This window comes from Vibrio sp. V38_P2S17PM301 (assembly GCF_009904845.1).
Taxonomy (GTDB): Bacteria; Pseudomonadota; Gammaproteobacteria; order Enterobacterales; family Vibrionaceae; genus Vibrio; species Vibrio proteolyticus.
In genome coordinates, this window is record NZ_WXWO01000051.1 from 1 (window position 1) to 21,504 (window position 21,504).

Sequence of the window (21,504 nt, forward strand, 5' to 3'; positions counted from 1 at the left end):
CCCTTCAGACCAATCTAGTCGACCATGTTTACGAAGCCAAACTAAAACGGTAGAACAACCTTGGATGCCGTACTTCTCTTGAGCTTGTTTGTAAGTGAGGCTGCCTTTTTCAACCTCATCCACTACGGTGAGTTTAAAAGCGAGGGAGTAATCGCGCTGAGTTCTTTTAGTGGTTGATTTCATAACACTCTCCAATTTTGGGGTTGGAAAGTGTCAACCTTATTTAGGACGTTACAGACCCAAAGCAAAAGCCCCCTACTGTTCAAGGGGGCTTTTTTTGTCTCCTACTTTTAAACCAATTCAGCTTTGAATCTGGTTGACTTCAATCCCCATAGAGAATCGAAAACAACTTGCACGACAGCTGAATCTTTTCGGTATAACTCAAAATATCCGTTTCGTGTTGCCAGCTTTGTATAACTCCGGCCATCAGGAAGAGTGATTCTTAAACTGTGTTTGTGTGCGTCGTTCTGTGTATAAGCGCTAATTCGCCAGCTTGTATTCGTTGGGTTTGGCTGATAAGCCGCGAAAAATCTAAAATTCTGTGCGCCGCCGGTAGTCGGATCTTTTAACTTGTTATTGGCAAGCGATCCAAACGCCGGAGTAATCACCGCACTACCATCACCGAAACCACGATAATAGCTGCCAGGAGAGGAAGAACCGCCAGCCTTGGGTGTTAGCGTCATATATGGATCAATGACGTAAATTGTTAGCGTGTCGGTTGTCGTCCTTTTGTTGAACTCGTTACGCGCCGAACACCAAACAGAATATTGACCTGGCTTTGTAGGTTTCCAGTTGACGTTGGTAACCGTTACACCGTGACCGCCGTCCATGGTTTCATAACCGGCATCAGAGTTAAACTCCCAAAGCAAATTCAAGGTACCAAAGTGCGCATCAAATTCAGCGTGCAGCGGCACAGATGAACCAAGATTGATCGAGCCTGGCGCGGTTGGGTTTTCGATGACTGACGGGTTGCCCACCACTTTCACATAGGCAGTATTGCTGTTAACGGTTCCCCTTTCATTACTCACCTTGCACCAGTAAGGATGGCTATCAAGTGGATTGATGGTTGAGACAGCCATTGAGTCAGTGTTTCCACCGTATTCTGGTTTTATTGGGTAAGCTTCCACGCCTGACTCGGCGTTGTACCACTGATATGAAAGCGTACCGCCGCCAGAATCCGCCACTAATGAAAATGAATATTCCTTGCCTACCGCAACGGGAGCATGATCAACAGGCTGCGTTGTTATGGTCGGCGGCTCGATATAGCTGTATTTATGGACCACGCCATTTTTTTTCTGATAGACCTCTAAAGCCTTTCTAAGCTTGCCGCCTGACATCACGTAAGGACGGCCAAAATGTAGGCCGTCAGCGTCTTTAAAGTACATGATGAATCACTCCCATTTGATATAAACGTCGTTCTCCGCCATGCCACTCGGATCGGGTTCTGCAGTGCCACCGGTGATCTGCCGTTGCGCGCCAACGTCGGAGGCAGTCAGCTTTATGTCTTTGTCCAATGCATTACCGTTAACAGTTCGCGTTGTTGGCACCGCGCCCACATCGTCTGCAGATAACTCAATGTCTGCATTAAGGGGCTTTTTGTTCACCGTCCTGGTGTTAGGGACCAAGTTTGAAACATCAGGTATCTTAGTTGTATCAGGAAGCGCGCCAACGTCAGACGCCGTTAAACTAACATGGCCTGTTTTATTATTAACGCTTAGAACGCGATTACCGGTACCAAAGATGGCCCATCGACTGCCGATCCAGATCACCTGGTCCTCATTAAATAACACATCATCAGAGCCGGTTATTTTTGTAGGTATCCCGCTTTCGTTTGTGGTGATAACCAAGTAACCGGCACCAACAACGGCAACGCCAGCCGGGGCAGTACCGACTTCAATAGTTGCGTTATTCGGATCGTTTTCTACAACAATGCTTGTCTCAGTAGTGGCCGGATCGTCAACCATTGCCAGCCCTCTGATGGTTATGGCACCAGGCGCGGACGTAAAATTGTCAGCGCGGATTTTAAAGCTCTTGCCAGTGGCCGAATCTGTGACAATCACAAAATCTGTTGCTTCTATACGATCTTTTTCTTTTGCTCCGGTTACATCGACCGCTAAGCCTTGTACTTTATCCATGATTTTTTACCTCTGACTCATTAGGCTGGCGCAGCAATAACAGAAGATGCCTCAGCAAAATAACCACCTGTGGAATCCTTTGAAGTTACACGGCCCTGCAGAATGACCAAGCCGGGTGCATTAGCTCTTATCGTTCCCACGCCAAGGACTGATTTATAATCGGGCCTTTCAATGCTTCCTCCCCAACCTGTGGTATCGTTTGACACCTCAACACCATCAACCAAGACGCGCCAATAAACATTGGCCCCGCTGTTGCGCGTATACAGCTTGACTGCTGATGTCAAAACAACGTTCCGGTTGTATGGCTTGCTTGGGAAGTCGTATCGGCCGAACTCCTGCCAGTTAGTATCAGAAGCTAAATTTTTTGAACTGCGGATAATGCCACTCTCTACAGGTCGCCCCTCGTTACCAGTTGGACCTTTATCCCCGGTTGCGCCTTTTGGTCCTTGCGGTCCCACTGGCCCAACTGGACCCTGCGGTCCTTGTGGCCCTTCTGGTCCGCTCGGTCCCTCCGGCCCTTGGTTACCGGCTTCACCTTTTGGTCCCTGTGGCCCTTTTGGCCCAGGTGGTCCTGCTGGCCCCTCGGGACCATCGATACCCTGATCACCCTCTGGGCCAGGTATTCCCTGGTCACCCTGAACACCTTTTAAACCTTGTGGCCCGCGTGGCCCTTGCGGTCCTACTGGCCCTTGTGGTCCTTCCGGACCAGGTCGCCCCTGTGGTCCCTGCCCGAACGGGAAAGGATCAGACCAGTCACCAGGTGTTGATGATTGTTTAAGAAAAAGAGCGCCTTTCATCAGGTAAGGCATGATCGAGCGAATCAGAACGTTAGCGCCATCGTCCAGACCAAATTTAAATCTTAGAGTTGACTGATCGGGCAGCTCGTATTTTTCTGCTCTCTGGTAAGAGTTACCGATAAAAACCAAAACCTTTGAATTTGTCGGTATTGGTTCAGGCAAATTAAATTCTGTTTGCCCTTGCGTGGCTGTGAATAACTCCTCGACGTCCTTACCGAACGCAGCGCCGAAATCAAAATCCGTGGCGAAATAGCCAAAGCCTTTGGGACTATTATCAAAATTGCCACGGTCAGCAAAAAGCCCGACTTCGTTAGGCTCGTATGAATCGCCTGTTTCACCACGTGGGCCGTCCTGGCCTTGTGGCCCGGTTGGTCCCATTGGGCCGGTTAAGTCTTCCTCTTTACCCCAGGAGCCGTCCGGGTTCCTGAATTGTAAGTTTGGACCGTTCCAACGGTGCTCCGGTGACAAGCCCTGTATCCCTTGCGGCCCGCGTGGACCTTGCACACCTTGCGGACCTCGATCACCTCGATCACCTTTCGGCCCCTGGTCGCCCTTGTCGCCCTTTTGGCCGACTGTGATAGGGCCAATGTAGACCCAGCCGTCAGGGTATGATTTGTTATAGGCCCACACCAACGCGTCACCAGGGCTAACATCAGAAACCAATCCGTTAGGGTCGGCGGTTTGTCCTGCAGTCGTTGAGATCCAAACGTCGCCAATTTCGCCCACTTTCACCCGGATGTTATCAAGCGTGTCACGGCCATTAATTTTTAACGGGTTACCTAAAGTAAAATCCGTTCTCAGGTTCAACATTGCCGTAACCGTTTGACCAGGCTTTACGGTGCGGTTATTAAACTTAATCGCGTTAACAGTGGGTAACAGTGTCCAGTCTTTGCGCGGGATGTACTCGCCATCGATGAACACCATTGCATCAATAAAACCTATGTTGGTGGATACCTGGTTGATCTCTCGATCAAGCGTTTTTTCAAAACGCATAAATGGCACATCACCGACAGCTGCAGCTTTACCGGTACAGATAACCCACCAGTTACGCCCGTCAGGCAAAATTGAACCAATAAACTCAATCGTTGAGTTAGTCGGGTTGTCCTTGTCGATGTGTATCGCGTAGTCTTTTCGGGGCCGCTGTGGGATCCCGTCTATCACCACCCGGTAGGTGTTTTCGTCTTCAACATCGGCACCGGTCAACGGATAAAAATAAACGCCCGGAGATATAACGCCGTCCCAATAGATAGGAGTGATCAAAACGCTCTCAAGCTGCGCCGCCTTAATTCGATCAATCACATAAGCTGGAGTAGCTACAGAATCACCCTTTTGCGGGTAGGGCACGTTTGTAGACTGCAGCCCAAGAAAGTCCCACTCACCCGCGCTGTTTTGTTTCAGCGTTTTATCTGCGTCGTAATTCAGCCCCTGCAGAATCATATAGATTCGATCAAAAGCGTCCTCGTGTTTCTCAGGGAAAAACGCGCCCAGGTTTCGAAATGATGTTTCCTGCAGTAATGATGGATCGCGGACAATCAGGAGTTGATAAATTGAGTCGTAGCGTTGAGCTGTGGTGATGTCGCCACCGTTAAGCCATTGCAAGCCATCAACGGAATAATCAAGGCCGGGCCTTAACTCAACTAGCGGATCAGATGGATGGACTAGGTAAACCTTTAAATCTTCCGGAGCGAAGATTTTGAAACGAAAAGGGAACCGGTTTGTTACACCATCACATTGTAACAAAACCCGTCCCAGGTCTGTTTGTATGGTCATTGCGCCTTATCTCTTGTGGTTGTTGATTGGTAGAGGATAAAGCGCGGGGTGTGCTCAAAACCGCCAAAAGAATGGGGGCTGGTAGAGAGAACTCTTGAGGGTTTTAGTGTCTATTCATCTCGCTATGACTTATTCTTGCTCATCAATGAATATATCATTCAACATAGATAGTTCTTCTTCGGTAAGCAGCGCTTTCGAAGATACTTCTTCATATGTAGAGAGCGCTTGCATTAAACAAACAAGCTGGTCTTGTGAAAGGTGGTTAATTGCGCGAATGAGCTTTTGAAAACGATCATTATCCATATGGGATCCCTCAAAGAAAACGCACCATACAAAAAGAATAGTCATGTGCAACTAGCAACATCCAAACAACTCTGTCAGAGTTAGACAACGGTTCCTTTTATGTTTATCTCATCCAGATAGATACTATCTATAATCATAGAATGCATAATCACCAATAATACTCTCCAATGAAAACACTCATCTTATTCACATTCATTACTTTTCTGGCTGGTTGCTCTACCTATAGCGGTAAGATTATTATCGATTCAGACTCGACTTATGATCACCATTATCGCAGCATCCCAAAAGGACATTTACCGCCGCCTGGAGAATGCCGCATCTGGTACCATGATAGGCCTGCAGGACAACAGCCCCCACCAGGAAGCTGCAAAGAACTTGAGTATCGTGTGCCATACGGTGCAACTCTTATACGGGGTTAGCTCGTAAACGATGTACAATACCGATTCTTTGATAACCCCTGAAACTGTCATTTGGGTATCTACTAACCTCATCAGTATGTTCTAAACGACAAAACACCTAGTTTTATTTCCTCCTCATTTAAAAAAAGCCCTCCTTAGAGGACTTGTTTTTAGTCGGTAAACGGCCTTAAACGGTTCTGTGATGGAGGGAGCAACATTTCTTGATTGTTGTCTTTCTCAATGCGTTTCTCCATTCGCTTTAGGTAGCCGGGATTTATTGACTCGCGCATATCATAAAGGATCAGATAATCCAGCAAAATGCGACTGTAAAACATGTTCATGAATGGCGTGTTATTCAATGTTGTGGTTAGCGTGGCCGCGGCTAAGTCGTCGCCGCTTTTAGCTCGGCCTACCAGGTCTGCGATCTGAGGGATTAGGCCAATGGTTGGCCCTGCGAGCGTATCAAGCACGCTGCCGCCAAAGCGGTTTTTAATATCACCAAAGACAAAATCCCCATAGATACCCAACCCACCTCCTTGTGCCATAGCCGCCGCCCAAGTTTTAGGATCAAGCGGGTCGCGGGGCTCTCGCCCTTTGGTTGCGTCTTTTGCTGTCATCGATACATAACCGGCCACGGTCAACGCCCCGAACAAGGACGCGAAACCATAAAGCGGTGAATCGTGCGCTATTCCCAATCCGGTTGCCTTAGATTTGCCTTTTATCTCCCGCCCTATCATTCGTTGTAAAAACACGGTTGGAAACTGCTTAAACTGGGACATTGAACGCAACAGTTCACCAGGCAAAGTACCTCGTTGTGTTTTTCTAGTCCATACAGCACGACTACGGGCGTCAGGTTCTAAAACAGCGTAGCCCTGGCGATCAGAAACAAAGGCCCGTATTTTGGTTTCGATTTCATCTTTAAGCAGTTCAACGCGGTAGTCAGTGGCCTGTAATCCGGCACCCTCCAATAATTCAATGAATGGATCGTCGGGCAGCTGGCGCATTGCTTCGGGCGTTATAAAGCCGGTCCCGTCTTCTGCCGTCTGTCTCGCCTGTCTAATGATGTTCCATTCTGGATCGCCTATCCCGTAAAGCTCCATAACACGGCGCAAGGCAGGATCCACATCAGAAAAGTTTTTACCAGCTTGCTGAAAGAGTCGGTTACTTGTGCCGATAGCTGCAGAACGTTTCAGTGAGTCCGTCCACCAGGTAAGCCCGTTTAATTTAAAAAACAGATTCATTGCTTTCTGCATTTTGCCAGAGTAATCGCCTTGGGAATCAAAGCGACTGGTTAAATCCCCGATAAATGAATCCATGCTAACGCCCAGGTTCGCCATGATCTGACGATGCTCAACGTTACCACGTCCCTTTTTTAACCCCATAAGAGATTCACCAAGGCCACTAAGCATATTACCGCCCTGGTAACGTACCTCAGATGCGTACACTGGCAGATCGGAAAAGCTGGAAAGAAGCGCACCGCCCAATTTAGCAAGCGACTGCCAAGCGCGAATATTTGACATGTATTTCGCAGCGACCTGGTTACCGGCTATTCGTGTTGAGCCATTCACCTCAAAAAGAAATTTTTCATTTTTGGCTTTGCCCTTGTTTAGAGCGTCCCTTTCTTCTGCAGTCTTAGAGGCTCGCGTTAGCCGGTCATAAATCACATCGTACATTGATTCTGGATTGGTCCCCATAACGCGCATAAGGCCTGTTTTCTGCCCTGACATTTCTAGGCCAGATAATACAGACGACATTAAATCACCCGATCCATACTTGTTGTTATAGTCCGTCCATGAATCTGCATCTTTGAAGTGCAGCAAGCGGCCCTCTGACATTTTGCGCGCCATATTCGCATTACCTTTAAACGCGGTTGTAATGTCCTTTGGAGAGCCTGACAGGTGGACGCCTGACGCCAGCGCCTGATAAACGGAATCAAAAAATCCGGCTTCATCGTCGACACCTTCCAGCGTTTTTTCTAAATCCAGCTTGCTGCGTAAAAAGTTTATGTACTCGTCCGCGTTCGCCTTAGCGATCAGATCCCCGTCATGCGTCTGCCTGGTAATGTAACCATCAATTTTTTTAATCCAGGCTCCTGCGCGGTTTGCGTCTTTTCGGGCGACTTCCTGATATTTCTGAATCGCGTCAGCAATAGCTTGCGCGTCCGGGTTATTCACCTGCTGGCCGGATAACGCCCTCGCAATGTCTCGATCAAGCTCACCAGAAAGCGCCAGTTTAAACACTCCCTTTGCTTCCAGGTCATGCACTAGACCGCCCATATAAGCATTAGAGAGTGATTTTTGTTGCGCGTCTGCAGACAAGCGCGCTCCTACTCGATTGCGCTCAGAGCCAACTAACAAGGCCTGCACGCCCATGTTTAGATCGTCATTGAATTGCGATTGAAGAAAATCAATATTTTCCTCCTGACGCATCTTGTTAATCATGGCGTTACGTTTTTCAATTTTTGCCGCTGCAACCATTTCCTCTTTGACGTCGTTCAGGGCCTCTTCTAACGCCTTCGTTTTATCAGCAATATTTGCATCATTCATAATTCGCTGACGGATGCGATCTGCTTGGTGAATAAACTCGTCAATCTCTGACAGTTCGTAATCTTTACCAGTAGCGTTTTTTATTGCGTCTGCACAAGTGATCATTTGTTTAGCCTACACATAAATGCAGCTTCAAACGCGGTCGCGTCCTGTTCTGCTTTGGTGATTGCTGCGTCATACTCAGCTAAGTCTGCTGGTTCAGCGCCTCGCGCTTTTTCGTGTTCATCAAACATGACCTGAATCTGCTCAAGCTCCTGATCAACATTTCTCTCAGGTTCAGCAAGTTTCATCTCTGCCTCATCTGCAGCCGCTTTGTCAGCGCCGCGCACATTCTCAGCTTTGAACCCATTTTCTACAGTGTGCTGCAATGCAAGCCCTGGGTTTTCATGCATTGGTAAATCTGGGAACATCGATTTTACAGAGCTTACAAACTCATCACCGGTTAATAAGTTGTCTTCCATCAGATCAAGTAGTCTCTCGATGTCGTCGACTTGCTGCTCACTCATAGCTCGTTTGGAAAGAAAATCCATGATTTCAGATTCAGCCTGTTGCGGCGTTCTGGTGGACTGTGCGCCGCCTTTGCGCTGCAGTGCCAGTGGTCCCCTCTCTTCCATCCGTCGGCCGCCTATCAGCGTTAATGCGTCCTCCACAATGCGCTGTTGTCGTGCGCCTAATGGCTCACCGGCGGACATTTTCTCTAATGCCTTACTGACGTCCTCCGGTTTGTATCCGGATTTTTTCAACTGCCTGATCAAATCGGTATCTGGTCCCTGACGGCCAGACACACTCATAACCCGCTCAGGATCTGCACCGTTCACCATAATATCAACCAAGCTATTTGCATCGAGCGGGGAACCATCAAGAGAGCGGTAACCGTACTGGTTCAGCGCCTCGGCCATTTCATCAAAACCTTTCCCACCTGATTTCCTGAAAGCACGATTTTTTGCAAAACCTGCCGGATCAAAGCCCTCAGATTCTGCAGCTGTTCTGGCAATGCCGCCTAACTTGCTGATCGCGTCCTGGATAGAATCAACGTCCGGTGACACGCCTTTAGTACTGGTAATGCGTTTTGCCTCTGCTGCCAGGTCACTCACGCGCTGACGATATTCCGGGCGTTTCATGCGAGACATAACGCCAGCTGCCTCACGGCGTTTTTTTACCTGGTCAAAATAGAGCTTAGGATTTCGCTGTACAAAGATCGCCGGGTTTAATGCCGGGTCCATGGCTGCGACTGCAGTCACATCAGCGTTATAGCCCTGCGCCTCCATTTGTAAGCCAGTTTTTAGCATGGCCTCGCGTGTTTGTGGTGATGCGTTATCTACGGCTTGAGCGGTGGCCCCCTGGGGCGTTATCTGCGAACGTCTACCGGCGCGAAAATCAGAATAGGCCCCCCCGCCAACATGCAAACCGCCGCCCAAAACACCACCTAACGCCACATTCCAAAGGGAATCCGACATTTGATAATCAGCTTGTTCCTCTTGTTTTGCAAAGTAGATGGCAGGCTCTACGGCTACGGCCCCTGCAGTCCCTTCAAGCGCCCCCACGCCGGCACGAATACCGGAGCGGGACCATGCATTATTGGCACCGGCCACCATGGCGGAATAACGGGCCGGAGCGATCACCGGCATAAAACTCAGAGCCAGGTTTACCGGGTCCAACATTTGACCGGCGACAGCTGCAGAAAACTGGACAGAGCCGTTAAAAAATCCGGTGGAGTCCTCGATCTGTTTCTTGCGCATAATTTCGTTTTGTTTGCGCTCGACCAGAATATCTAAGGCTTTCTGTGTTACACCATTTTCAGGCACTTTTAACGGCAGTTGCTTTGCCTTGATCTGTGCCTCGGCTTGCTCAGTGGGTAATTTTTTTTCGACGCCAAAAAGGACTTTTAATTTTTCCGGCTCTTGGGCTTCGAATGGACCAAACCGGAGATCTTCCTCGCCCATGTTCGCCCGGATAAGTTCGTTATTGTCCCAGGTCGCAAAGCTGAAAGACTCGCTCATGCTTTGCCGGAGAGAGTCATAAGCCGCCGTTCCTGGGTCCAGTTCACTCAGTGAATATTTACGCCGAACTAATGCGCCAGTATCATCAAACATTATTCAACTAACCCCCAAATTTTCTCCACCTCATCAAGATCCATTTCTTCCAGGTCGCGCCAGGTGTAAAAAATTTTCTGACCATCAACCAACAACACCGGCTGATTATTCTGATCAACCAGTTCTACTCCGGCATCATCGCCACGCGTCAACCAGCGCGGCTGCAAACGTCGTTTGTATAACTGCTCTCTCAGTTCGTCGCTTTCAATTTGCGGGTCTGCCGGTGACATTAGGCTCATTTTTGGTATGACATCGAGCAACTTATCAAGCGCGTTATCTACCTTGTCAGTGTTGGGTGAATAACCGTTTATCTCGACGGGTACGCGGTAAGTGTTGCCACCAAAACCGAGCAATGATCCACTGGTGCGGAATTCGTAACGGTCGCTAATGATTTCCTTGTAGGCTTTCTCTGCAGCGTCTGATGTACTGTCAGCCAGCCCATTATCTAGGTAATACAAAGCCAGCGTTTCTGCAGACGTTTGGATCTGGCGTTTAATAACGGATTGATTCGCCAGCCCGTTAATAGAGTCGGAATATTCATTTCCTATGTATCCGCTCACATCAGTTTGAATCGCTTTATAATCGTCATTGCCTACGTTGGCCTTTAACGTTTTGAATCCGATTTTATCCGCTTCGCTCAAATACGTAGCTGCAGGTGAATTGCCAAGGACCGCAACAACGCCCACGTTAGGCGGTAAGTCTTCTTTATACAGGTCACGCATAACACGCGGGAAATATTCGCCGTACTGCTGGCGCAAATTGTTTACCAGATCAGCTGCGCTTTCTCCGCCCTGTTTGTACTGCATCACAAAGTTTTTCGCGGTGGTCTTATCTAGAATCCGGGTCAAGGCTGATGGAACGCCGATCCGCTCTTGTTCTGCAATCGTCGCGCTGGCGTAAGATTCATAATCACCGTTTTCTGCAGCACGTTGAAAAGAGGCTTTTACCAGATCATTACTCATCGAATAGGCGGCAGGGTCTTGAGCAATGCGTTTATTTCGAGCGTCAACGGCACTCAAAAGAGATTTGTATTGCCTTGCCTCTCTTGGGTAGTCTTCGGGGCTTCCCGGTTTCTGAGAGCTTAGCAGCTCGTTTAACTCCTGCGGAGAAGCATCACGCACCTGGTTAAACTTGGTTGCAAAGTCTTCATAGTCGGCCACCTGCTGATATATTTTCTCACCTTTCTCTTGGCCGTACACATTCACGATTTGATCTTTTGTGTAGCGTCCGGCGATTGGCTCGTTACCATCAGCCAGATAAGAAATGTAATTACTAACGCCTGTTGAATACTCTTTTTGTGCAGCTGCTCGGCGCGTCTTTAGAGCGGCATCAATTTTTGATAGGTACCGGCTACGCACTGCAGGATCAAAATCCTCCTGGTATTTTTCAAGATAACTTTTTGCCTGGGTGAGTTTTTCACCGGACAAATACTGGTCAACAACGGACGAGCGCGCCGCTGTGGTGGTGTTCAGTGCGTTGGCCTTGATCACCTCATCAGATTGGCCGTTCGCTTGGTCATAGGCGATCTGATTGGCCGTCATGCTCCGCACTTGCTCATTGACTAATTTTTCGTCCTGGTAGTTGGAGCCAATGAAAGAAATTGCGTTAGTTTGCGCGGCCTGAAATTCGTTGACCTTGTACCGCTCGATCTCACGGTTCTGGTGATCGGATATGACGCGATTAAAATCAGAAAGCGTCGCCTGTGCCTGTGAATCATAAAGCGCCTGATAACGCTCCGGCACATTTGCCCGGTTGTTTTGAATGTACTTCTGAAAATTTTCTTCTAATTGCTGGCCGTCCTTGAGAACATTTTTACCCTTTGAATTTTGCTTAAACTGCTCGGCCTGCTCATTCATGTATGAGTAAAGGTTATTTTTATTCTCGTTGTTCCAGGCTACGTCCGCTTGATTCTGCAGTTTTTGAGCAAAACCGCTCGCCATATCCGCAACCTGGCCGAACGCGTCACCGCCAAAATCTGCAGCAGTAGCGCGGGTCCGATCGAGCGCAACATTACCCGTTTGCGCTCGAGCTTGGCTGGTGCCTGGTATGTTGACTGTACCCATTAGATCATCCCCGTCATTACAGGCTTAGCGGCTGAGGCCAAAACCGTAGTATATAAGCCGGTGCGAGCGGATTTTTTCTGTTGCTTCGCTTGGCTCACAATGTTGATTGCTTCCCCTTCCAACTGGTAGGCGCGGCGATTTGCGTTGTTAAGCGCGGTTAGCGCGTCCATTGCTCCGACTTCCTGACTTTGTTCCAGCAAACCTGCAGCAGTACCAGATGAAATGTCCAGGCCGCGTCCTGCAAATTCCACAGCGGCCCGAGCTGTACGCCGGCGCGTTTCAATGTCAGCTTTTTGCGCTTCCTGGCTACCGGCGATCCGCTCGTTTTCTGCTTCACCTCGTAAACGGTCCGCGTTTTTTTCTGCAACACTTTCGTTATATTCTGCGGCCTCATACTGTGCGCCGGACTGCGCGCCAGCTGCAGCACTGGCGACAACGGTTGCAGCTGTCGCAGCTGTACCCAAACCGGCAACAGTCGCGCCACCATAACCGGCAGCACTCGCGGCCAATGCGCCTAAAGCTACTGTACACATAGAAAAAACCTCTTAAATTTTTCATTGCGTGGCCCAATGGTTACGACCTCGCCAAAATTAAAGCCAAGGCGCTGCAGCCATCGAACGGCGGCAGCGTGTTTGCAGTAAACAAAATATTCCAGTGTTGACGCTCGAACCTTCATCCATTCGAGCGATTCTCGGCTCGCTTGCATGAATTCTTTTTGGTGCCGGTAGATGGCGTTCGTTCCGATCATCCAGGGCGCTGCAATGTCGGCTAATACGTTGGTTTGCATTAGGCCGAACACGCCTAATAACTCCCCGTTCGAGTAGCAGCACAGCGCCCAATCAGATAGCTCTAGACTTTCCTTAATGGCGGTTATGAAATCTTTCCCGGTCATGGCGTCGACTTCATCCAGATCCGCAGGGCGTGCGTCCTTACACAGCTCCGCGATCACTTGTTCATTAATTTTTCTGTACTCAATCACCGATCTCAAACTCCGGAATTAAAGCGAGTAAGCTAAACGGCATTGGATCAGGTTGTTGAAAGTAAAATTGTCCTGGCATGTCATAAACAGAACTCACATCAACAACGTGGATCCCTGTTTTCGCTTTTAGTGGTGAGGTGTAATCCTCGTATTCTCGCTGTTTGATTTCATACATGTTATCAAGCGACGTCCCTGCAAAACCGCCGTAAGTGTCGTGCACTTCCATGTTGACGCGGCTCACCGCTTTGTATTGGTCCTTAATGCTTTGCTGTGCTCCGGGCAGATCTAACGGCAAGGATTTACCAAGCGATTCATAGATCAGGCCTACGCTTACTTTTAACGCAGGGTCTTGTAACTGAATGACTCCGTAAGAGACAGTTTGTTTTCCCTTGTACATACCATCGGCCACAATGCCGACCTCCTGATTATCCAAGTAATCCATCACCCGAATATCTTCGATAGCAGGCCCCCACTCATAGAGCGGGTTTTCTCGCAGGTCTTCTGGGATCACTTGTTGCAGTTGGGCTATGGCGTTACGCGCATCGATAACAGACAGCACGAAAACTTTAAAAACGTTCCCGTCATGTTTGATAATTAGCGTTTTACCTGACGTGCTATCATCAAAAAATGCTTGTGATGTGGTAGCCGTGATTTCCTCCGGATGTTCCCAGGTGACGCCACCCGATAAAGTTAACCAGATACCTTTTACTGTGTTATCGATAAACACGGCATCATCCATAAACACAGCACTATCAAGATCGGTAAAATTTCGATCCGTCTGATATTCAACATGCAGAGCCGGCGAGCCGTTAATCATGCGCTCAACCACAAAATAAACGGCGGTCCGCTCGTCTTCCTCGACCGCTGAAACGCCTTTAAATTTTCCGTTGGTTGTGTGGGTGGTCCAGCCCCACACCTGCTGCTCTTTCATATAGGTGAGGCTTGCTGCTGTGCCATCATTAAGAACGCACCAGATCAAGCTATACGGGTTCTTTGCGAATGCCCAGGAGACGATCCGACGATTGCGGAAAATGTGGGACGAACGAATACACAAATTGGCGTCTACAAAAGAGTTGCGCCCGAAATCGTATTGAATTTCTCGGACAACTTTTTCACCGCGCTGGACGTAAACGCCATGCCCACCAGTGATAAGCGGAGCCAGGTAACTGCAGCCGTTGTAAGACTGCACATCTATCGACGGCGGATCCTCTGCAGACATTTTTTGTGATTCTTTTGGAAGTACAGCCCAAACACCACCACTAGTGAACGCGAGCAAAGCGTTAAGCGGTAACAAGTGTTCAATCTCACTTAGTTGGATCCCGGCAACGTTTAGTGTCAGTGAGTCGTCAGCCAGCAACGGCTTACTCATCCCGAAGTCATTATAAGAATCGGTCTTACTGGCCCATATGGTTTGTGAGTAACGCACATTGCCGCCCAGGTTTAGCCGGTCAGAATAGTACGCACCACACGCCGGATAACCGTTTCGCTTGCTTAACGCAGACACAGCCCATTTGTAAGTTTTTGCCTCAAGAGCTTGAGAGCCAGGTTTAACCACTTTCAGATCGGCCACTTCGCCGCCGCTCTCGGTCCATCCGTCCTGTTCTATGATGTGAAAATGATAATCACCTTTTGCCTCCCACACGTACCAAGTATCACGTTGCGGTATTTCTACATAATCAACTGTCCGACGCAGATAGGCGCGAAACTTTGAGTTATCTGTTGTGTCGGGTTTTGGGCTTGTCATGTCAAAATCTGGTGTGTATGGGACCGCTAAATATTCCCAAGAGGTATCCGGTGTACCACCAGCCCCGGATAAATCTTTCGGCAGCTCAATCGTGACTTGTCCCTCTACCTGACGGGCAGAAATAAATTTAGTGATTTTTACCTCACCGAAACCGCTATTCGAATAACGCCACTTGATACCAATAAAATGATCGTCGTTATCGTTGGGTAAATCCTGGTCCGGGCCATCCCATCGTTCGCCCTCGGTGTGTGTTGGCGGTACGTCGCCTGTTAACGAGTTTGAACGGGCTTCAACGCATTCGTAGTAGTTACCGGCGTAATAGCAATAATCGCCTTTCTTAGCGACCATGCGTTGCACCCATGAGTTAGTAAAATATTTCCCGGTGGTTTCCAGGTATAAAAACTCACCCACCATATCGGCAGTGAAAAGATCAAAATCCGTGTAAATGTTCACGGTCCCCGTTTGGCCGTCTGACCACATCAATTTATTGTCCTCGATGTTTACGGATTGATAGGGGCCGCTTTTTTGCTGAAACTGGTCAACGCGCCAATCCGTCCGCGCATAGTGCTTAATCTGCTGCATCGGATAATTGGCATGGAACAACGTCATGACGTCCACGGATTGGATGTAGCGTATTTCGGGCAGATCTGCTGCAGTGTAAGGCGTTGCGACGGTTAATGGAGTGTTGCCGTTCATGATGTACTTTCCGCCCTGCAGGACTCTGAGCGTCTTCTCTCCTAGCTCTAACATGTAGGTTTCTTGCGCGGACCGCTCAAACGGGAAGTGTCTCACCATGCTGTTTACGTTACTAACATGCAGCGTTCCTGGCCGGTTGGTTAATCCTCCGTGATAGTCGACAAAAAAGTTACGCGCCAGGGCTAAGCCTAGTTGGTAATGCTCTGTGTCTACGCGCCCGAACATTTCCGGCGATAGCTCACCGGCGCTCATAGACGGCTTAATTGTTTTTACGGCGACCATTAATTCAACCTTTCATCAAGCGACGGATTAGCGAAGTTGTACGCGTAATTGATTTCTGAGCTTTGCGCGTTCTTATCGATGGCTGCAGATTTCGAGATTAAGCGCATATAAGTACCAGCCAGCTGATTAGCTAAATCGGTATCCTTTTTAACTGAGTTCGCCAGATTCGAACCCATCAGAAACGTCAGGGCCGTTACAAACGTAGGATCAAACATGTGTGTATCCACGTTACGCGTGGTGTATAGGAGATAGGCGTTATCAATATCGGTCTGGATGGTTTTATTCTTGCCATCGTCAGACTGTCCCTTGATAAAGTCGATTTCATGAGAAGCGTTATATTTGCGGCTGGCGCGGTAATCAGCCGTCACCACTTTAAGCGGCGCCAGGCAGTCGTCAGGCAGGATATAAACATTGTCGTACTGTTTGTTTATTTGGTTAGGCAAAAGCGCTAGGCGTTCGATTCGCTGTGCGAATGATGGGGATATACCCTCTAACACAGATTCAATGCTCACTTTCCAATACTGGCGGCACATTTCTGCAGCCAAAGAGTTTTCTGTATCGATGTTTGCTACACGCTGAGTATGTTGAGCACGACCAAGCGCGATATTACAAATTTCAGTCTTAGATAACATTTCATAACCCTCAAACAAAAAAGCCCCCAAAATCGGGGGCAAAAGTTTTGATACTTACAGACAAATAGCCTTATTGGATACGCTCAAACTCAGGCGCTACGGCATCCAGTTCAGCGCGGCTGACTTTAAAGCCCGCTACATCTTTTAACGCGGATAGGCTAACTTTGCCCCCATCAGTCCAGTGGTCATCATTGCCATGGTCCAGCTTTGTTAGTGCTTCACGGATCAACTGTTCACGCTGTTTTTCTTCATCGACGTTTCGACTGTTTTTCTCAGGCTCAGGAGTATCTACCAGGTTCAGTCCGCCAGTACCTAGCTCTAATCCGTCGTTGTCGTCTTCGTCGTCAAACTCAAACTTTTTAGCATTGCCAACTAGCTCAAGGTAAGACGGCAGAACGTCAACAATCTGCTTTTTCTGATCTTTCGCCAACTTGATATATTCCTCGTCGGCTACCCAATCAAAGACGGCGTTTTCAGATTTCAGCATGCCCTGGTAAAAGCATTTTTCTTTTGCTCGTACTCGTAGAATCATCGGTTACCGCCTTAATTGATTTGGATTTCGCCAGCTGATTTATAAATACCAGCGTGCTGAGTGTTGTACAGCGAGAACGCTGCAGTGATGCTGCCTGCAGTCGCGTCCGTGTCAGGTGTTGCGCGTAAAGCCAGATATTTAACTGGCTTGTGATGGTTTAAATAACCTTTCCACACGAACCCGGGAACCAGGTCGTTAACTGCAATATCACCAGATGCATCGATCACAATTGGGTTGCTCATATCTTCGGCATTGCTACCAATGATCTCAAAGTTCACCGCTGTAGTGGTTGCAAACGCTTCATCAACACGGACAAAGAAAGGGATCTTGCTCGGTCCTTCGTTTTGTCCCTGGAACACATTGATTGCGATTGTATGCTCACTGTTAGCCTTGACTGTAATCGCTTGTTTCTGACAAAGAATTGTTTCGTAATCTAAAGCCATAATCTTTATGGCCCGGATTGCTCCGGACCTCTCCATAAATTAAACGACGCGGGATTCTGTGTTTAGAACGGAATCACAAGTACGGAACATGATTTCACGCGCTTTGTTCAACAACGTGCCGTCGACTTTTTCTTGTGTCAGTCGCACGTTTTCTTTGTTCAGGGATTGTTTATCTAGGTACGCGGCCACGGTGCGATTCATGTACGCATAAGTTTTACCTGGAATGACTTTTTTGATGATGTGCTCCGCAGAGTTGAGCAGATCCCACAAATCGACATCGGCACCCGCTTTATCCAGCTTATCAACCGGAATATTTGCAATACGCACAACGTAGCGATGATCTTTTACGGACACACCAATCTTTGATTTGTACTGCGTTTCATAAACAGACATACGGCGTCCGTCGTTGTCAGTGACTTCCTGCAGGCCTTTGTCGATCATTTGTAGCAGTTGCTTACCCTGGCCTTTTGGATAACGAGCGTTAACAGTCTGCTCCCCCCACACAACAACATAGATGGATGTCAATTTGCCGGTAGTGCCGCCAGCGTCGATCACGTACTTACCAAGCTCGCCAGACAGAGAGCCGTAACGGGCTGCAAGACCGGAGGTGTTATCCTCACCAGAATTCTCATTGCCATAAAAAATTTGATCTGAAATATCTTGCGCCATGATTTCCAGGTGTCCCCGGTCTTCGTTCATGCGCCAAGATTTTTTATTGCCGTTCAGGTTCGCGATCTCTTCATCGATCATTGAACGCTGTTCGAACATGGCAATCCCATCTTCAATTTTCGCTGTACGACCTTTGGAGATTTTTACACCCCGGTTAAACAAACGGACTTCTGAGTTAGGCAGCGCAGTTTGAACGACTTCAACATGGCTCATTGCTTGGTTAGCTTCAAAAAACGGAATATCTACAATGATCGGGTTTTCTTCCGTTAGCAGTGTGGCTACCTGCATCGGTGAGCCGTTTGGGTCGACAAGGTTCATCACATCAATGATGTTAGGTAGACCGTTTCCTTTTAAAGACATAACTATTACCTCTTACTTCAAATTTGGAGAGTTTGGATATAGGTCGACTTCACCTTTACCACCGCTTTCCCCAAGGTCTGCCAATTTGTCATCGGCCATGGCTTTACCGACGCGATAAAGTAGGCGCATGATTTCTGGATGGTTACCTGCACCGGTTTCATTCAGTGCAGAGCGGATCGCTTTCTTGCCATCTTCATCGCCGCCGAAACGGTCGATGACAGATTTCGCAACATTGAAATTTGCTTTCGCATCTTTGCCACCAAACTCAGAATCACTGTTCAGTTGCTCGATCCATTGCTGATTTTTAGCGGTCCACGTATCAGTAAGGCTTTTAATTGTGTCCTGTTGTACCTGTTCCATCATCACTGGCAGTTGCTCACCAAAAGCGGATGCAAACTTAGAGGCTTGTTCATTGGTCAGGTTTGCGTCACGAAAAAGCGGCTCAAATTTATCAAACAATTCCTGGTCTAACTCCATGCCCTCAGGTAACTGCAGTTCGTATGCTTCCGGCGCGCCTTGATCTTTGTCTTCGTCATCCTTTTCGTCTTTGTCGTCGCCGTCTTCACCCTTCTTTTGATCGTCGTCCTTGTCGTCTTGCTTATCGTGGCCGTTGTCGTTGTTATTGTCGTCGCCGTCACCACCTAAAACGCTGTCAGATGCACCTTCCTCAGCGCCGCCAGTGTCGCCACCTTCCGCGCCTTCTGCAGCATCAGCAAAACAAATGTGAGAATGATGGCGAGATTGGAAAAACTCGCCCACGTTAGCCGTGAATAACAGATCGCTATTCTTTTGCGGTTTAAAATCACTTCGCATACAAGCGGCAAGAGCTGTTTTTTTCATGAGTTCCCCTATTCAGCTTCTTTAGGTTCTCGGTGTTCCTGCATCATCTTGATGTAGGCATCACCGTCTGCAGTCAGAATGTCATTCAACAATTCGCGCCCTGCAGCTGATTTGCCTTGATTGTATGCAGCGCTATGTGTGTTCTCTCCGCAAAAAGTTTCACGCATAACGCCGTACTTTTCTAAAAGGCACCAGAGAACATTTCTACCGTGCGCCGTGTCCAGGACAGAACGCATATCCATGTAATAGCGTTTTGTCAGTCTCTCGGCTTCCTGGCGGCGTTTTTCATCGCCTTCTTCCTCTAAGTCCTGCTCGACCTGGCTCTCTATATCAAATGGGTCATATTCCACAATTAGATCCCCAACATGTTGGTCAGGCCATTAGCAGAACTCACATCCACCTCGGACATTAATTTTGCAGCTGCTGCGCCTTGCTGCGCTGGCTGAGCCATGGCGGCCAGTTGTTCACGTTGCTGCGCTTGTGCCCGCCCCTCACGAATGTTTTTAACGGTTTCCTCATCGTTCAAGATTTCTGGCGTTGTGCCGGTGATATCCGCGTAAATGTCCGCAGCGGCATCAATGTTTACCTTGTCCAGAACTTGAGGGAATACTGCTGCCATGTTTCCGTAAAATCCCAAGGTGCGCTCAATGGAAGCAATCCCAATTGATTTCTGTGCCTGGTGTAGCATCCCCATGTATTCAATCTGTATGTCTACCCCATCGAGCTCTAGAGGCGGATCGGGCAACATTCCGCGCCGGTGGCACTCACGAAAGCCAAGGGACACCGTTGGATCAAGAAATTCCTCATCAAATCGAGAAAGAACGGGGCCCAGCATGATCATTTTTTCTTCTTTACGCTGCGCTATCTCATAAGCAGTCACACCAGATTTCTGCACATCAATAACGGTTAGAAACAGGTCATAGAAAAACGCCTGTTTGATTATCTCCCGCGTATCAGCAATTGAGGCCAGCGCCTCAGAAGTAGAAAAATTCGTAGCGAAAGCTGGTTTGAACTGGTCAACGCCTTGCGCACCATCCACAAAAGTGATCCCACCTGGTACAAGAGACGCACCGGAGTTTTTCATTGTGGAAGGCCCCACCATCGGTGGCTTAATCTGCAACGCGTTGGCCGTGTGTTTATTGCGTTGGTCCACCTGAAGACCTTTGATCGAACCTAGTGCCAACATGCCAGGGCCAAAAGATCCGTATACGTCCGCGCCTAACGCCTCCCAACGTGGACAAAAAAAAGGAAATTCATCGAAACCCGAGCGGCTTAAGATTTTTCCCTCTTCTGCATCGGGCTGATACCAGACAGACGCAAATTCTTTGTGAACGCCACTAAACGCCGTAGGAATAAAGTCAGGGTTATCGAACACCAGATGCCGCACTTCAAAACGTTGCTGATAGTTGTGATTGCTGTACGCGCTCTTTGTCGCTTCGCTGACGTTTTCAAGCCCAAAACGGCGCACCAGTTGATCTGCGGTCCACATTCGTTTTTTAGCGTGCGTATTCACAGACAGACGATCATTGGTTGCTATGCGATAGGAGCCGATAGGATTGGGGAAAAATCGTAATACTGAATATTCGTCTTTCTCCACACCAATCGAGCTTGTTGAATAACTCAAAATATCCATGAACACGGACGGCACTGAGTTATAAAAATTTGTCTTAAAGAGCATCTTCAACACAATTTCAGCACACTGATCCAGGTACAGACGCACAGAGTGACGTTTGTTTAAATCTTTGTCGGCCACGTTGAAGCGCAGCCATTTCATTGTCGGGTTGGTGATACCTGAATACATACCCCCCATGGCCGTACGTAAATATATCGTTGCAGACGGGTCCACAATCTTACTGTTAACGGCCGAATGTCGATTGCTGTCTTCCACGTTAAAACGCTGACGTCGTGGATTGAGCATCATTGCAATGTCTCTGTAGTGCGGTTCCCAAGTTGTGTATTCGTTATCAAGCTGAGAAAACATACCATCAGACCGCTTTCTAATTTCGTTATCGATCATTAGCTACCCAGCTCCGTTTTAAGCGCTGGCCGTCCAGTTTGTGATGGTTGACCAGCCAGCACAGTGGACTGATAACCACTGGCAGAACGACGGCGGCGGCGTTCTGCTTCTCCAGATTGTTTCGCGGATTCATCTTGCATCTGCACCGGTGGCGGCGCGACGGGTAGATTTGGTGCTTTTGGTTTGCTGCCTACACACATTTTTT

At 48.4% G+C, this 21,504-nt stretch carries 18 protein-coding genes and 1 pseudogene; all 19 read right to left on the reverse strand.

What is annotated here, in order from left to right:
* A pseudogene (locus CAG64_RS10895) lies at positions 1-183 on the reverse strand (IS3 family transposase); the annotation flags it as partial.
* A gap of 107 nt (positions 184-290) precedes the next feature.
* The gene (locus tag CAG64_RS10900) at positions 291-1,385 is read right to left on the reverse strand and encodes an immunoglobulin domain-containing protein (RefSeq protein WP_161488963.1); all 1,095 of its coding nucleotides are present in this window, start codon (positions 1,383-1,385) and stop codon (positions 291-293) included.
* Positions 1,386-1,391: 6 nt separating this feature from the next.
* Entirely contained in the window at positions 1,392-2,135 is a 744-nt protein-coding gene (locus CAG64_RS23625; protein ID WP_202600957.1) for a hypothetical protein, read from the reverse strand.
* A gap of 20 nt (positions 2,136-2,155) precedes the next feature.
* Positions 2,156-4,702 carry a hypothetical protein gene (locus CAG64_RS23970; protein ID WP_202600958.1) on the reverse strand — a complete coding sequence of 849 codons (2,547 nt, stop codon included), beginning with the start codon at positions 4,700-4,702 and terminating at the stop codon, positions 2,156-2,158.
* Between the two features lie 129 nt (positions 4,703-4,831).
* Complete coding sequence (locus tag CAG64_RS10915; protein WP_161488962.1) at positions 4,832-5,005, reverse strand: hypothetical protein; 174 nt, start codon at positions 5,003-5,005, stop codon at positions 4,832-4,834.
* A gap of 568 nt (positions 5,006-5,573) precedes the next feature.
* The gene (locus tag CAG64_RS10920; protein ID WP_161488961.1) at positions 5,574-8,054 is read right to left on the reverse strand and encodes a hypothetical protein; all 2,481 of its coding nucleotides are present in this window, start codon (positions 8,052-8,054) and stop codon (positions 5,574-5,576) included.
* Positions 8,051-10,042 carry a hypothetical protein gene (locus CAG64_RS10925; protein ID WP_161488960.1) on the reverse strand — a complete coding sequence of 664 codons (1,992 nt, stop codon included), beginning with the start codon at positions 10,040-10,042 and terminating at the stop codon, positions 8,051-8,053. Before CAG64_RS10925 ends, CAG64_RS10920 begins: the two co-directional genes overlap by 4 nt.
* Positions 10,042-12,105, reverse strand: coding sequence for a hypothetical protein (locus tag CAG64_RS10930; protein WP_161488959.1), 2,064 nt, complete (start codon positions 12,103-12,105; stop codon positions 10,042-10,044). The genes CAG64_RS10925 and CAG64_RS10930 overlap by 1 nt, the downstream gene beginning before the upstream one ends.
* Positions 12,105-12,638, reverse strand: coding sequence for a hypothetical protein (locus tag CAG64_RS10935; protein ID WP_161488958.1), 534 nt, complete (start codon positions 12,636-12,638; stop codon positions 12,105-12,107). Before CAG64_RS10935 ends, CAG64_RS10930 begins: the two co-directional genes overlap by 1 nt.
* Positions 12,626-13,084 (reverse strand): hypothetical protein, encoded by a 459-nt coding sequence (locus tag CAG64_RS10940; RefSeq protein WP_161488957.1) that lies wholly within the window; start codon positions 13,082-13,084, stop codon positions 12,626-12,628. Before CAG64_RS10940 ends, CAG64_RS10935 begins: the two co-directional genes overlap by 13 nt.
* Positions 13,077-15,806, reverse strand: a complete 2,730-nt coding sequence (locus tag CAG64_RS10945) for a hypothetical protein (RefSeq protein WP_161488956.1) — start codon at positions 15,804-15,806, stop codon at positions 13,077-13,079. Before CAG64_RS10945 ends, CAG64_RS10940 begins: the two co-directional genes overlap by 8 nt.
* Positions 15,806-16,438, reverse strand: a complete 633-nt coding sequence (locus CAG64_RS10950) for a hypothetical protein (RefSeq protein WP_161488955.1) — start codon at positions 16,436-16,438, stop codon at positions 15,806-15,808. Before CAG64_RS10950 ends, CAG64_RS10945 begins: the two co-directional genes overlap by 1 nt.
* A 70-nt stretch (positions 16,439-16,508) precedes the next feature.
* On the reverse strand, positions 16,509-16,970 hold the full coding sequence (locus tag CAG64_RS10955) for a hypothetical protein (RefSeq protein ID WP_161488954.1): 462 nt from the start codon (positions 16,968-16,970) through the stop codon (positions 16,509-16,511).
* Between the two features lie 11 nt (positions 16,971-16,981).
* A complete protein-coding gene (locus CAG64_RS10960) occupies positions 16,982-17,413 on the reverse strand; it encodes a hypothetical protein (RefSeq protein WP_161488953.1) in 432 nt (143 codons plus the stop codon).
* Positions 17,414-17,452: 39 nt separating this feature from the next.
* Complete coding sequence (locus CAG64_RS10965; protein WP_161488952.1) at positions 17,453-18,442, reverse strand: major capsid protein; 990 nt, start codon at positions 18,440-18,442, stop codon at positions 17,453-17,455.
* 12 nt (positions 18,443-18,454) lie between these two features.
* The gene (locus CAG64_RS10970; protein ID WP_161488951.1) at positions 18,455-19,282 is read right to left on the reverse strand and encodes a hypothetical protein; all 828 of its coding nucleotides are present in this window, start codon (positions 19,280-19,282) and stop codon (positions 18,455-18,457) included.
* An 8-nt stretch (positions 19,283-19,290) separates the two neighbouring features.
* Positions 19,291-19,632, reverse strand: a complete 342-nt coding sequence (locus CAG64_RS10975) for a Bbp19 family protein (RefSeq protein ID WP_161488950.1) — start codon at positions 19,630-19,632, stop codon at positions 19,291-19,293.
* Between the two features lie 2 nt (positions 19,633-19,634).
* Positions 19,635-21,299, reverse strand: coding sequence for a portal protein (locus CAG64_RS10980; RefSeq protein ID WP_161488949.1), 1,665 nt, complete (start codon positions 21,297-21,299; stop codon positions 19,635-19,637).
* Positions 21,299-21,499 carry a hypothetical protein gene (locus CAG64_RS10985; protein WP_161488948.1) on the reverse strand — a complete coding sequence of 67 codons (201 nt, stop codon included), beginning with the start codon at positions 21,497-21,499 and terminating at the stop codon, positions 21,299-21,301. The genes CAG64_RS10980 and CAG64_RS10985 overlap by 1 nt, the downstream gene beginning before the upstream one ends.
* Between the last annotated feature and the right edge of the window lie 5 nt (positions 21,500-21,504).